Here is a 13,375-nt window from a genome sequence, read left to right as displayed (position 1 = left end):
TTCATTTCTGAAATAGTAGTTTTCAAACCTTCCCAAGGGAATAATGAATTTGAAATCATTTTGGATGGGGAGCACGATACGGTTTGGGTTACCGAACAGCAGCTTGTTGAGTTATTTGGAAAAGCTAGAAGGACGATTGGTGAACACATCCGAAATATTTATAAAGAGGGAGAATTGGAAAAAGAGTCAACTTGGCGGAATTTCCGCCAAGTTCAAAAAGAAGGAGAAAGAAAAGTAAAAAGGGCGGTTTCAGCTTTCAATTTGGATGTAGTGATCTCAGTTGGATATCGGGTAAAATCACCAGTGGGCATTGAATTCAGAAAATGGGCAACCCAAAGATTGAAAGATTACTTAGTGCAGGGTTATGCCATCAACGGCGAATTATTGAGCAAACAAGGTCAAAAAATAATTCAGCTAGAAAACCAACTTGATACTTTAAGGGAAAGAACATTTGAGTCACAAAGAGTATTGACAGAAGGATTTTTGGATATTATTTCAAAGTATTCCAAATCTTTTGAATTGCTCAACAGGTATGATTCAGAAGATCTTCAGCTCGATAACCTTTCAAAAGAAATCATTTATGTCATCAACTATGATGATGTCAAGAAAGCCATTCACCAATTAAAGAGGGAATTGGTTCAGAAAGGAGAAGCCGGAGAGCTTTTCGGAAACGAGAAAGATGATTCATTCAGAGGAATATTGGGAAGTATCTCCCAAACGGTTTTTGGAGAATTGGCATATCCAACCATTGAAGAGCAAGCAGCGCAATTGTTATATTCTGTCATCAAAGGCCATGCCTTCAGCGATGGAAACAAGAGAATAGGTTCATTTCTATTTGTATGGTTTTTAGAGCAGAACAGTTATCATTTGGATAAAAGAGGAATAAGAAAAATAAATGAAAATACTTTGGTAGCATTCGCTTTGGCAGTAGCACAAAGTCTACCTGAGCAAAGAGATTTGATGATTAAACTGATAGTAAACCTAATAAAGAACTGAGTCCAACATCACCTTGGATACAGCGGGCGGTTCCGAGTAAATAGAAAGTTTAGTATCTTAAAGAAGTTCGGAGTAGGCTGGAAGGGAACGGCTTCGAAAGCCCGCCGTCTCTAAGCTGAATCCCGATAGCGGAAATGAAAACGACATCAATAACATCAAGTGAAAAATCAACAAAAAAGAAAATGAAAACACTAACAATTCTATGTATCACTACATTTTCAATTTTCTATTCTCAAACAGTACACTCTCAAAGCGTCACCAAAAATAGAGTGATTATTCTCTCTGATATTGAAGCAGACCCAGACGATGCTCAGTCGTTTGTTCGTTTGCTCTTATACGCCAACCAAATAGATATCAAAGGAATGATTGCTACGACCTCTTGTTGGCAAAAAAGCAGGGTGGCACCTGAATCCATAAAGAAAATTGTAAAGGCTTATGGAAACGTACAAGCCAATCTGAATAAGCACGAACCGGGCTTCCCAACTGAAAACGAACTTTTACTGACAATAAAACAAGGATTGGCAAAATACGGTATGCTCGGAGTCGGTAAGGGACAGGATTCAGAAGGGTCTGACTGGATAATAAAAATTCTTGAAGACAATGACCCAAGACCCCTACACATATCTGTATGGGGTGGGGCAAATACTTTGGCTCAGGCATTATTCAAATTAAAAGAAACGAAAAATGCCACGGAATTGAAGCGGCTCATTGCAAAACTCAGGGTTTACACTATTTCCGACCAGGACGATAGTGGTATTTGGATGAGAAATAATTTTCCGGATTTACACTATATAGTAAGCCCTGGTGATGATTATGGAAGTGCTACGTGGATTGCAATAAACAGTCAAATAAAAGGCATCAGTAATGAAGAAATCAGTAATAAATGGTTAGCACAAAATATACAACAAGCACACGGACACCTTGGAGCAGCTTATCCTGATGTAGCTTGGGGCATGGAAGGCGATACCCCTGCATTTTTAAATCTAATACCAAATGGGCTGAACAATCCTGAATACCCTAATTGGGGCGGTTGGGGTGGTCGTTATGAATTGTATAAGCCCGATTTCACTAAGCAAAAAAAAGGAAATTCAGGTGTTCCTTTTGAATCTGAAACAAGACCTATATGGACAAATGCAACAGACAATTACCGCCATTTCATACCAAATAACTTCGGAAGAGTAATTAAATTAGATACCACTCAGTACAACGATAATAAAGCTTCGCTATGGCGTTGGCGTGAAGATTTTCAAAACGACTTTGCAGCACGTATGGATTGGTGTGTAGCGGAATATAAAAATGCAAACCACCCACCTGTGCCAGTAATCAATCAGAAAGATGAAATTACAGTGAAATCGGGTCAGGGATTTGGCATTGATGCGTCAGATACTTATGACCCTGATGGCGACAGTTTTAGTTATTTGTGGTTTGACTATCCCGAGGCAGGTACTTATAAAAAACCCATCCAAGTTTCTCCTGAAAATTATAATAACATTTGGATAACCGCACCAGATGTGGAGAAAAAAGAAACTGTACATATTATTCTGAAAATTACAGACAAAGGAATACCTCAGTTATCAAGATACAAAAGAATCATTGTAACTATATTACCGAAATAGAATCACTTCCGCTTACATCGTATTGGCAATACCGGGGACTGCCAAATGGCACGGAGCAGTACAGCGTTTTTTAGCCGTTGTGGCCAATTGGGTTGACTCCGTGTATAGATTAACCAAGCGACAATTTTCGGCTGACAAAAAATAAAAACTGACTCTTCTCTTCTCACATTTTATAGCTCGGTGATAAATTGGACTCCACGGACAATGAAGAAAATAATTGCTTAATGGAGAAGAAACTAATCCCATTTGAACAGTTCACAATAGACACCCAATGACTAGCTGACGAAGACAAACTATCCCTACAGGATGATATCACTCAATACATCGATAATTATCCTCATGCCGGAAGAAATAAGGTCCGAGAGGCGATTCCTTTCAGAACTTTTCGTTTATGAGAAGAGCAAAAAAAAGTGGTAAACAGCCTGTATCTTTGGTTTTACCTTTCGCACAAAACAACAATGACAAATCTGGATTTAATATATGAATGAAAATATTTTATCTTAGTCTAAAATTTGAAGTATGGAAAAATCAACCAAAAAAAGTGGAATTACTCTCACCCTGATAGGAGTGTTTGCTTTAGCAGGATGTGTTTTTATTTATTCTCAAAAATCCGATTTTCTTGCCAATTCAGTAGCGGTTTTAGGAACTGTAGAAGAAACAGGAAGCTCAGGAACGGGAGATTCCAAAACTTATTCAGCCATTCTTTCCTACACAGACTTAGATGGAAATAGCAGGACATCGAGGATCATGGGAGAAGGCAGTGTAAAATACTTAGATAAGGGTGAGTCGGTTGCATTGAGGTATACTCCCGAATCCCCTGATTCGGTGGTTATAGATAGTTTTTGGGATAATTGGGGACTGGTATTGATTCTGGGCATAGTTGGACTAGTCATGCTCATAGGTGGAGTTAAATCCTTAAAAGGATAAACTGTCGCTTTAACCAAGAATAAACTTCGAGAAGCAATGTTGGTGCAGGACAGGATTGTTTAAGCACCCAAACTGCATCTGTGTAGATTCAGCTATGTATATCGTCACTTGTCATTCTATTTCATGATTATATCAAAACCCAACTGGCCACAACAACATTTTTGCACTATAGCCGGGCGACTGGTTAAATTTTAGTAATTTTAAAATACAACGTTTGGTTTCGTGGGACAACGCGCGGCTTCGGAAGCCGGCCACATCGCAAACACAAAAGTTGTGCGATACTTAAACAAAACGAAATAATGAACAACTTATCACAAGCCTTATTCAATATATGAATTTCCAAAAACTCATATTCTTCTTGCTAATCATCACTTTGGTCTGTTCTTGTAATGGTAGTGATAAGAAGAAACCTTCTAATGGAGAATATCGAGAATTTGATGATTTTTTTCAAAACATTGAAAATTTTAGTGGTAATGCATTAGTTGCTATTAAAGGGGAAATTATCTATTCCAAATCTTTTGGATACGCAAGTAGAGAGCTTTTGGCAGAAAACACTATAGATACAAAATTTCGAATTGGCTCTATTTCCAAACCTATTACTGCCATTGCAGTCATGATTCTTGTTGAGAAAGGACTTATCGATGTAAACGAGCATCTAGCTACATACCTTTCTGATATTCCAGTTACTTGGAAAGATATTACGATCCATCAACTATTGACTCACACATCAGGACTTGCGCATCAATCAGAACTTGTGGAGACAAAACATAATCTTACAATTGAAGAAACATTTGAGATTTATAAAACCCTTCCATTAATACAAGAGTCTGGTGTTGCTATGAACTACAGCAATATTGGATATTTTGTTCTTTCAATACTCGTAGAAGAAGTCAGTAATAAGCCATTTGATACTTTTGTTCAAGAAGAGGTTTTTGAAAAATTGGGAATGCTAAATTCTGGCGGAGATTACCCTAATCAATTATTAATGCAGAGAGCAGAAGGATACGAAGTTAATGTTGATGGAAATGTAGAGAATGCCGATTTTGATAATATGCTCATTAAACGAGGCGCAGGAAACATGTATTCAACAGTTGTGGACCTATCTAAACTTGGCAAAACCTTTACATCAAATATATTACTATCGGAAGAGACTTTGGTGAAAATGATGACTCCTTATGCTACAGATATAGATATGGGTAAGGACGTCAAGTACGGCTATGGTTTGGATATTATTCAAAATGATTCCATAAACATGATCTTTCATACTGGAGGAGTTTTGGGATTTCAGTCTATGTTTTTCGTATTTCCAGAAAGAGGTATAGTTATTACTGCTTGTGCTAATACAACTAAACTAAATCGTGATTGGAGAACTGATTTTCAGAAACTGGTTTACAATAGAATTTCCAAAACTGATTATAATAAGCTTTAGTATTCATTAGCGTAAAGTATTATTGCTTAGAACAATAAAAAGAAGTTGAATAGAATAGAAACTATTGTCAACAATGTATAAGCGTAATGCAGGCTGAATGGTTAAAAATGAGCTATTTTGCTCCTAAGAAGCTTTGCGGTAGGCAGAAGGTGAATCGCTCCGAAATCCCGCACTACGCTTTTACTTGACCGTTGTGTATAATTTGTATTAGATTACTAATGATGAAAAAAATCCTAAAGATTATAAAGTGGATTTTCCTATCAATCATTGGATTGATAGGAATTTTAGTAGTTGTACTTTTAATTATTGGTGTACCCAAGCCTGGATCATTGATAACGAAAAATGTTCCAAAAATTGGAATAGGAAGTGCAATATCTGTCTTATCTTCTTCTGCCGCGCCTAATTATTCGATATTGGTGGGTTTTGATAATAATCAAAATTTGTTGTTCAGAAAGCCTTATGGTTCCTTCTTTGCTAATTCAGAAACTGACTCAATTTTGCCCTTTCCGGGGATACTTCCCTATCCCGCTTACGGCAGTTCGGCACGAAGACTAAAAGATGGAACGTTTCTATATTTAAATGTAAAAAATGCTGAAGAGGATAGAGACTTATTGAGACTCAATGTTCAAACAGGGCAAACCGACACCATATTTGTTGGCAATTCATCAGTTACAGGTTTTGGCATTTCACCCGATAATTCCATTTTGCTGGTCTATAATGAAGACCACACAACCTCAAAAAACACACTTTATAAATTATCATTAGCTGATGTTAGTACCCCTAAAGAATTATGTTCATTTAAGGGTCTTGTGGAGGTGCAAGGATTTGATGCCAAGATGGAAAATGCCTATGTACTTCAATCAATTAGTGAGCAAGATGGAAAGCTTTATAGGGTAAACCTTGAAACCGGTGTAGCTGAACTGGAATTTGAAGAAGAAGGGCAAACAAAATTCTTTCATGGCACACAGTTTACATGGTACTCAAGGCACCAACGTTTTTTACAGACAAAGAATGATTCAATTGCCTACTATGTCCGTACAGGCACTTCTGGTCTTTCCAATGAATTTTCAGTAATCTGGGAGTATAACAAAAATACAAAACTGCTGACCCAACGATCTCCTGAGCTTGAAGGAGATATTGGTCATATTGCGCTCACTGCAGACGAGCGGTACCTTGTATATTATTATATGAACAAGGGGTTTGGTAAACTACTCGCTTACGACAGAATTGTGGGGAAGAATATCACCCTATATGATGATTATGAAAATCCGGTACAGGTAACCTATAGCAATCACCCCTTCCTTATTCACCCTCAGAATAATAAAGTCTACTTCTCAAAGTATTCACTAAATAGTACCGAGTTGTGTTTATTGGATATTGAACGTGCTTCTTTCAAAGTAATAGATCTTGATCATTCGGCTCCAACTAATCCTGAAATAACTTTTGAAGAATTTACGTATCCTACCACAGACTCCGTTATTGGGGTGATGGAAGGCATTCACTCATATATCTATAAGCCAAAACAAACTTCAGACAAAAAATACCCGGTACTGGTCATGTTTCATGGAGGTCCTGATGCCTATGATGAACCCTATAACATGTCGGCAGCTCAGATGACACAAAACAAATTTGCTGTAATTACGCCCAACTACAGGGGATCTACAGGATATGGGGTTTCGTTCGAAAAGTCCGATGACCAGGATAAAAGAGGTAAACAAATTGAAGATGTAAAAGCCCTTGTCGATTGGATAAAAACGCAGAAAGACCTTGACCATGAGAAAATCATTCTAATGGGAACATCATGGGGAGGCTTTATGACCATGGCGTCATTGGCTAAATATCCTGATTTATTTCTTGGAGGTATAAGCATCAATGGAGCTACTTTAGATCCTGACGCACAAAGGGAATCCGGACTGCTTGTTGGATGGGATGAAGCCGAAATTGGCGATAGGACAAATCCAGAAATAAATGCCGCCATCAGACAAGTTTCTCCCGTAACAAATGCGCAATTTATAAGCAAGCCACTGTTAATGTATCAAGGTGCAAGAGATGCAAGGGTCTCGGTTGAATCGGCAAGAAAAATTGTGAAGGCAATCGAAGAAAACGGAGGTAACTTATGGTATATAGAAGCTTCCAGTGCAGGACATACGGGAGATGGCCAAAGTCCTTTAGAGGGTATTTATCTTTTTTCTGCAATAATGCAGTTTATGGACGAACTCATGGAAGAGTAAAACTGTACACCACAATGTATATAGCGCATTGAAACGCGCCATATACTAGCCATTATAGCCAATGACAGGACAAAAGGCCTGCAAATTAATCGTCCGAAATTCCAAGAACAAAACCTATGTTTTTTATTTTTGTTACTTCGACAAAAACCAGGAGTTTATCATTAAGAAAATTCATCCAACATTAATTTTTTGGAAAGGGGATAAAACCTTTATATCCAATTAGTTTTGCGAATCCACCTACTACTTTTGCCATAATCTTTTGAGCAGGTATTGGTGGTCCAACCACAAACAACTCGCCATAATATTCGTTCAAAATTGCGGAAAACTGCAAGGTACCCGGTAATCCGGTTTTCTTATTGCATTTGCCTTGTACGTCTAAGGAGTATAAGGTTTCCAGAAAGTCCTCTGTTCTTAGTGCCGGTCTTAATTCAAAAATGGCTACTACCTCTTCACTGCCCTCATTCGCCCATTTATGAGCAGTATTTGGCCTGACAGTAAATTTTTCCCCCTTCTTCAAAATTCTCTTTTCTCCATCACAGGTTACACTCAATTCACCACTCACGACTTCGAAACTCTCGCTTTGGGCCGGATGATAGTGTAATGGTGGTCCTTCTCCACCTGGCTTGCACCAAAATTTGAATTTCAATAATTCAGCTTTGGAGTCTTCTGATGTAACTAAGAATTGACACTTATCACCAAAGGTTTTGTTTTCGATTACCTGATTTGTCTTTGCCATGGTTCGCTTTTTAAGTTTAACAATTAGGTCAGTGACCCAAAGTTAATACTTTATTTGAAAAAAATAGTACAATGACCTATTTATTTTATATCTTTACATTCACTATGAGCAATAGAAGAGCAGATATATTGGAAACAGCCCTCGAATTATTTAATGAGAAGGGAATTGATGGTGTTACCACACGGGATATTGCAAAAAAAATAAAAATCAGTTTGGGAAATCTGACTTACTATTTCCCTGCCAAAAGTGATATAGTATATGCATTAGTGGAAGAATGGGGAAAGGCTGTTGACAAGGCACTTTCCGACCATACAGATACAAATATGAATGCTTTGACCGATTATTTTTACCAGGTTAAAATTGTTTTCGAAACTCAACTAAAATATAAATGTATTTTGCAAAAACGCTATGGTGAAATAATTAACTCATTTCCGGAAGCGCAAAAATATTTGAGTGATTTTTTAAAAATCCGATTTGATTCGTGGGAGCAACTTAACAAACAACTGGTAAATGAAGAATTGGCAAGAAAGGAATTGGTTACAGAATCACATGCTCTAAGTGCCATGTTAAATATTCTTGTCATATTCTGGCAACAGGAATTTTTAATTTACTTCCCTGAGCTAACTGACGCTCAAAAGGTCGAAAGAGCACTCGCTATTACTTTCCAAGCTTATAAACCATACTTAACAAAAAAGGGTATCGATATTCTAGAGCCAATATTGGTCAAAATAGACCATTACTAATAGTAAATCCGCTATCTGAACCATGACAACAATTAGCAGGAACCCGGGAGCCTTCCTTCCAAAGGACAAACCATTCAACATCCACTAAACGCAATACCGGGGACTGCCAAATGGCAGGAAGCAGTACAGGGTTTTTTAGCCGTTGTAAGTAAACTGAAAGAACTATGAAAAAAAGAGGTCCAATTTTAGACTATTTTAAAGAAATCACTATCGTGGTTATAGGGGTGTTGATTGCCGTTTCTATAGGCAACTACAAAGAAAGGGTGGACAATGAGAAATACATTGAAAAAGCTTTATTGGCATTAGAAAATGACATCAAGTTGAGCCAAGCAGATATGGATACTGTATTTAATCGGCATCTTGAGCTTTTTGAAATACTTCGTGAAAAGTTAGAGGGAAGCGAGCCTATAGACCCCGAATTAACACTTGGTGAATTGATCATAAATTCCGGGGGATTTCAAGTCGCAGTTAGTAAAAGTATAAGCTTGAGATTTTTCATCAATCATAGAGCAGAGCTATTGGAGTATGATATTATATCGAAGCTTTTAGACATTGAAACTCAATCAGAGTTACTCCAGTTAAAAACCAGAAGATTAACCGACTTTGTCTATGAAAATATTAACAAAGGTGGTGAGGAGGTCATTATAAAGTTGGCCTATTTTTTAAATGATATCCTTGACAGTGAAAATGCTCTTTTGGAATCTTATTCAGAGTTTTTAGATAAGAACCAAAAGAAATTGGAGAACGAAAAGGAATAAAGCCTACCTACAATCGAGTAGACCGCCGTGAGCTATACGGCCACAGTGGGCCTACGCTACGGCGCACAAGTCTCACACCACTTCCGATAGCTACCTTAGTTTTGATCAGTTGTATTAAACCAAGAACGGTCGTATAATTAAAAACCTGTCAGCGATCCATCGATAGCCTTTGTAGAGAACTATCCTGATATCAGTAACTGATAGCTTTAAAGAACCAAGACTTTATTTACCAATCAAGGCATACACAATGTACATGACCATCATATCGGCTAAACGCCGCAAAGCCGCATGTATTAACCTTTGTGCTTCATTAAATTTAAAATTTCGCTGACTATTCAGATAAGGAGTCATTAATATTTCCACAAAGATTTGATAACATAAAAAGTTTTTATCAAGCCCTTCTATTTAGTATTTTCTCAAAAATTTGAACTATGAAAAAGTACTTTAAATTGATGCTTTTCTTACCATTTTTAATGGCTTTCCAATGTGAAGAGAATGATCCTGCTCCGCTTGATAGGCTCGAAGAGACTGGATTATTTGGTCGTTGGGAAATACAGGATGAAGTATTGAATGGAGTTATCTCCGACATGTTGCCCAGGTGTTGTGAGTTTTTGGAGTTTGAACCTGATGATAATGTCAGTGATTATTTTGGATTGTTAACATACAAGGGAAATGGCTTAGTAAACAGTGGTACATTCGAAGTAGACATTATCAATCAGACCGTAGTATTCATTGATGATGACAATGATGAATTTACATTTGAATTCGAAGTAGACCAAGGTCAAAAACAACTTACAATTGACTATACTGAAGGCGGAGCGAATTATACCCAGACTTGGATTAAAATATATTAAAAACAGAATTATCCAGCGATGAAAATAATTCGATTAATATGAGCTTTCATTTTGACTCAATGCATATTCTCCTGGACATCTGACCCAATAACTAGCTACAACCACTTTAATATCGAAAATCAATCGTCTATTAATTTGTATTACAACACAGGTTCTGGACTTGATGAGCGGATAATTGAAATCCCACGTTTCAATACAATAGAAATTGAAGAGGCAGCTTTCGATGGCGATAGACTTATACTTATAGCTGCGGAAGAATTTTTTACACAGACTGAGGAAGAAATTTATTTATGGAAGGAAACAAACGGAGGTTTTATTGAAGTTTTACTATTGAAAACATCAGAATTTTTTAACTGGGAAACTGAAAAGGTGAATGGTTTTACGTTCAATCACACTTTGCAGGTAACTGACGAATTACTCAATTAGATAATAAATATTAATACAATTATATTGAGAAACATATGAAATCTTGAAAGCACAATACATGGTTTAGTGCATTAGGGTTTCATAGGTTTTTGAACGTTGGTAGCAAATTTTGAAAAATGACAACAAAACCATTAATAGACTATTTTGAAAAACATCTTCCTTTAAGCGAAGAAGAAAGGTCTATTGTAGGCAATTATTTCAAAGAGCGAAGAGTTAAACGAAGGCAATTCATCCTTCAGGAAGGCGATATTTGTAAGCACAATACTTTCATTGTCGAGGGTTGTTTCCGAATGTACTTGGTTGATCAAAAAGGTAGAGAGCATAATCTGCAATTTGCCGTAGAGCATTGGTGGATAGGCGATATAGGGAGCTTCCATTCTGAGGAACCAAGCAAACTACACATAGAGGCATTGGAGAATTCCATTATACTTCAAATCAAAAAAGAAGATCAACTAAAACTCTTTGTAGACTTTCCTAAATTCAATCGAATTTTTAGGGTTCTTGCCGAAAATGGGATGGTGAGTCTACAGAATAGAATACTTCAAAATATCAGCTCCACTGCAGAGGAACGCTATCTGGACTTCCTGGACAGATATCCTTATTTCTTCAATCGAATTTCTAATGTTCAAATTGCTTCTTACCTGGGCGTAACCCCGGAGTTCCTAAGCACCATACGTAAGAAAATCAGCAAATCTTAATCTACATTAAGATTCTTTCTTAATCTACCTTAAAGGTGAATCTGCTTCACCTACTCCATTTTTGTATTGTTGTTAAACTTAAAAAAAATACACGATGGAAAATAAAATAATTGCAGTCGTAGGTGCGACCGGTCAACAAGGAAAAGCAGTGGTAAATGCTTTAATAAAGGATGGCTCATTTAAAGTACGAGCTATTACCCGGAATCCCAATAAATACCAAGATAAGGTTGATGAAGTGGTAAAAGCTGATTTAACAGACCTTGAATCTTTAACTAATGCATTTAAGGGTGCTCACGGTGTTTTTGTGGTTACCAATTTTTGGGAAGGTGCGGATGAAATTGCACAGGGAAAAGTTGCTATCCAAGCAGCAAAAGATGCCGGAGTAAATCATTTTATTTGGTCAACATTGCCGGATGTTGAGAACATAAGTAAGGGACAATTTGATGTACCCCATTTTACAGGCAAAGCAAAAGTAGATGAATTGGTAGAAAATGCCGGGTTCGAAAACTACACGTTTGTTCAGCCGCCTTTTTACTTTCAGAATTTTATTGGCATGATGGGGCCTCAACCCAAAGAGGACGGAAGCAAGGGATGGACTTTGCCAATCGACCCGAACAAAAAAGTAATTCACATGGCAGATATCAATGATTTGGGTAAAGTGGTGGCAGGAGCATTTTTAGCCCCTGAGAAGGTAGGCAAAGGAAGTTATCTGTCATTGGCGACTGATTTGTACAGTTTTAATGATGTGCTTGCTGCCTACAAGTCAAATGGCAAGGAGTACAGCTTCACTCAAGTTCCCGGAGAGGTATTTTCTACCTTTTTTCATGGAGCAGGAGAAATTGCTCAAATGCTAGCATACTTTGAAGCTTATACCTATATGGGACCGGGGGCTGAACCGCAAATTGAGTTAGCCAAAGAAATGGCTACCGGTGAATTCATCGCTTTGGATGAATGGATCAAACAAAATGCACAGTAAAATGAAAATAATTGGAATAGCATTTTTAGCCATTGTTATGATGGCTTCGTGCAACGAAAACAATGATCAAGAATCAACAAATTATTCAGCAGAAAACTCAGAAATCATGGAAAAACAAGAGAAACAAAAAATAGAGGCACTATTAAGTGAGTATGAAAAGTCATTGAACACATCAGATGCAAAATTAGCTCAATCACTTTACACGAAGGATGGGATCTTCATGCCAACAGAAGCACCGTCAGGAATTGGTTCAGAAGGTATTTTGAAGTCATACGAATATGTATTTTCTCAAATTCAACTGAACATTGAGTTCTTTATTGAAGAAATTCAAGTGGAGGCAAACATGGCTTTTGCCATAACAAGCTCAAAAGGCACTACATTGATCCATGCGACCGGGGATATCATTCCAGAAGCAAACAGAGAATTATTTGTCTTTGAAAAAGTGAATGGAGAATGGAAAATTGCCCGATATATGTTTAACAAGACTGAACCAAGAAAATAAAAAAACTAGCTACAACATTGTATAAAAGTAAAATCAGGCTATAAGTTTATTGAAGGGTCAGATCAATTAAACAATTCGGTAGCGGTTTGAAAGTGAAATACTTTTAAGCCGCTACTGTTTTTATACCCGACCATTTCCCCAAAAAAAACCCTACAAATTCAACCAGTAAGTCATCTTGAATACCAAGGCGCGTGATTTTGAACCACCGAATTGAATAAACCCTTCCTGACTTTCAGCGAGGTAATTGTCCGTATAAACCAAGAAAAAATCCGAAACCGGCGCAAATCTCCACTGCAAACGGGAATTGATATTTACGTTATCGATTTGACTATTGTATTGGACAAAAGTAGTCCAAAAGAGTGATTTGCTGAAGGTAAAATCAAACCTTGGACCGATTAGAAAAAGGTTCGCGTCATTATATGGATCGGGCAAGCGGATGCCATTGTACGCAAAATCGATACTGGTAAAACCCAATGGCTGATA

The 13,375-nt window shown here is 37.3% G+C and carries 13 protein-coding genes and 1 pseudogene; 12 read left to right on the top strand and 2 right to left on the bottom strand.

Going from position 1 to position 13,375, the window contains the following annotated elements:
* The 5 genes from rhuM to ACZFYI_RS07095 form a co-directional block, all read left to right on the top strand.
* A partial coding sequence (gene rhuM, locus ACZFYI_RS07115; protein ID WP_462523431.1) for a RhuM family protein occupies positions 1-996 on the top strand: 996 nt, incomplete at its 5' end.
* 134 nt (positions 997-1,130) lie between these two features.
* Complete coding sequence (locus tag ACZFYI_RS07110) at positions 1,131-2,612, top strand: nucleoside hydrolase-like domain-containing protein (protein WP_462523430.1); 1,482 nt, start codon at positions 1,131-1,133, stop codon at positions 2,610-2,612.
* A gap of 519 nt (positions 2,613-3,131) precedes the next feature.
* The gene (locus ACZFYI_RS07105) at positions 3,132-3,539 is read left to right on the top strand and encodes a DUF3592 domain-containing protein (protein ID WP_462523429.1); all 408 of its coding nucleotides are present in this window, start codon (positions 3,132-3,134) and stop codon (positions 3,537-3,539) included.
* 331 nt (positions 3,540-3,870) lie between these two features.
* Entirely contained in the window at positions 3,871-4,968 is a 1,098-nt protein-coding gene (locus tag ACZFYI_RS07100; RefSeq protein WP_462523428.1) for a serine hydrolase domain-containing protein, read from the top strand.
* A gap of 221 nt (positions 4,969-5,189) precedes the next feature.
* Positions 5,190-7,199 (top strand): alpha/beta hydrolase family protein, encoded by a 2,010-nt coding sequence (locus ACZFYI_RS07095; RefSeq protein ID WP_462523427.1) that lies wholly within the window; start codon positions 5,190-5,192, stop codon positions 7,197-7,199.
* Between the two features lie 181 nt (positions 7,200-7,380).
* On the opposite strand, the gene ACZFYI_RS07090 is transcribed toward ACZFYI_RS07095, so the two are convergent.
* The gene (locus ACZFYI_RS07090) at positions 7,381-7,935 is read right to left on the bottom strand and encodes a cupin domain-containing protein (RefSeq protein WP_462523426.1); all 555 of its coding nucleotides are present in this window, start codon (positions 7,933-7,935) and stop codon (positions 7,381-7,383) included.
* Between the two features lie 104 nt (positions 7,936-8,039).
* Here ACZFYI_RS07090 and ACZFYI_RS07085 point away from each other — a divergent pair, with 104 nt between their 5' ends.
* The 7 genes from ACZFYI_RS07085 (at position 8,040) to ACZFYI_RS07055 (ending at position 12,892) form a co-directional block, all read left to right on the top strand.
* Positions 8,040-8,678, top strand: a complete 639-nt coding sequence (locus ACZFYI_RS07085; RefSeq protein WP_462523425.1) for a TetR/AcrR family transcriptional regulator — start codon at positions 8,040-8,042, stop codon at positions 8,676-8,678.
* A 164-nt stretch (positions 8,679-8,842) separates the two neighbouring features.
* The gene (locus ACZFYI_RS07080; RefSeq protein ID WP_462523424.1) at positions 8,843-9,436 is read left to right on the top strand and encodes a DUF6090 family protein; all 594 of its coding nucleotides are present in this window, start codon (positions 8,843-8,845) and stop codon (positions 9,434-9,436) included.
* A 431-nt stretch (positions 9,437-9,867) separates the two neighbouring features.
* Positions 9,868-10,290, top strand: a complete 423-nt coding sequence (locus ACZFYI_RS07075; protein ID WP_462523423.1) for a hypothetical protein — start codon at positions 9,868-9,870, stop codon at positions 10,288-10,290.
* Positions 10,291-10,425: 135 nt separating this feature from the next.
* Positions 10,426-10,716 carry a hypothetical protein gene (locus ACZFYI_RS07070; RefSeq protein ID WP_462523422.1) on the top strand — a complete coding sequence of 97 codons (291 nt, stop codon included), beginning with the start codon at positions 10,426-10,428 and terminating at the stop codon, positions 10,714-10,716.
* 116 nt (positions 10,717-10,832) lie between these two features.
* Positions 10,833-11,414 (top strand): Crp/Fnr family transcriptional regulator, encoded by a 582-nt coding sequence (locus ACZFYI_RS07065; RefSeq protein WP_462523421.1) that lies wholly within the window; start codon positions 10,833-10,835, stop codon positions 11,412-11,414.
* A 94-nt stretch (positions 11,415-11,508) separates the two neighbouring features.
* On the top strand, positions 11,509-12,390 hold the full coding sequence (locus ACZFYI_RS07060) for an NmrA/HSCARG family protein (protein ID WP_462523420.1): 882 nt from the start codon (positions 11,509-11,511) through the stop codon (positions 12,388-12,390).
* Between the two features lies 1 nt (position 12,391).
* Entirely contained in the window at positions 12,392-12,892 is a 501-nt protein-coding gene (locus ACZFYI_RS07055; RefSeq protein ID WP_462523419.1) for a YybH family protein, read from the top strand.
* Between the two features lie 150 nt (positions 12,893-13,042).
* Here the strand turns inward: ACZFYI_RS07055 and ACZFYI_RS07050 are convergent.
* Positions 13,043-13,375: pseudogene (locus ACZFYI_RS07050) on the bottom strand (hypothetical protein); the annotation flags it as partial.

This window comes from Aquiflexum sp., from assembly GCF_977115555.1.
The sequence above is the reverse complement of the archived record's forward strand: the minus strand, read 5'-3'. Positions and strand labels throughout refer to the sequence as shown.

Bases quoted from the DNA above. Each gene is read 5' to 3' on its own strand.
- ACZFYI_RS07075 (WP_462523423.1), top strand. From the start codon at position 9,868: ATGAAAAAGTACTTTAAATTGATGCTTTTCTTACCATTTTTAATGGCT.
- ACZFYI_RS07090 (WP_462523426.1), bottom strand. From the start codon at position 7,935: ATGGCAAAGACAAATCAGGTAATCGAAAACAAAACCTTTGGTGATAAG.
- ACZFYI_RS07110 (WP_462523430.1), top strand. From the start codon at position 1,131: ATGAAAACGACATCAATAACATCAAGTGAAAAATCAACAAAAAAGAAA.
- ACZFYI_RS07080 (WP_462523424.1), top strand. From the start codon at position 8,843: ATGAAAAAAAGAGGTCCAATTTTAGACTATTTTAAAGAAATCACTATC.
- ACZFYI_RS07100 (WP_462523428.1), top strand. From the start codon at position 3,871: ATGAATTTCCAAAAACTCATATTCTTCTTGCTAATCATCACTTTGGTC.
- ACZFYI_RS07060 (WP_462523420.1), top strand. From the start codon at position 11,509: ATGGAAAATAAAATAATTGCAGTCGTAGGTGCGACCGGTCAACAAGGA.
- ACZFYI_RS07065 (WP_462523421.1), top strand. From the start codon at position 10,833: ATGACAACAAAACCATTAATAGACTATTTTGAAAAACATCTTCCTTTA.
- ACZFYI_RS07085 (WP_462523425.1), top strand. From the start codon at position 8,040: ATGAGCAATAGAAGAGCAGATATATTGGAAACAGCCCTCGAATTATTT.
- ACZFYI_RS07095 (WP_462523427.1), top strand. From the start codon at position 5,190: ATGAAAAAAATCCTAAAGATTATAAAGTGGATTTTCCTATCAATCATT.
- ACZFYI_RS07105 (WP_462523429.1), top strand. From the start codon at position 3,132: ATGGAAAAATCAACCAAAAAAAGTGGAATTACTCTCACCCTGATAGGA.
- ACZFYI_RS07055 (WP_462523419.1), top strand. From the start codon at position 12,392: ATGAAAATAATTGGAATAGCATTTTTAGCCATTGTTATGATGGCTTCG.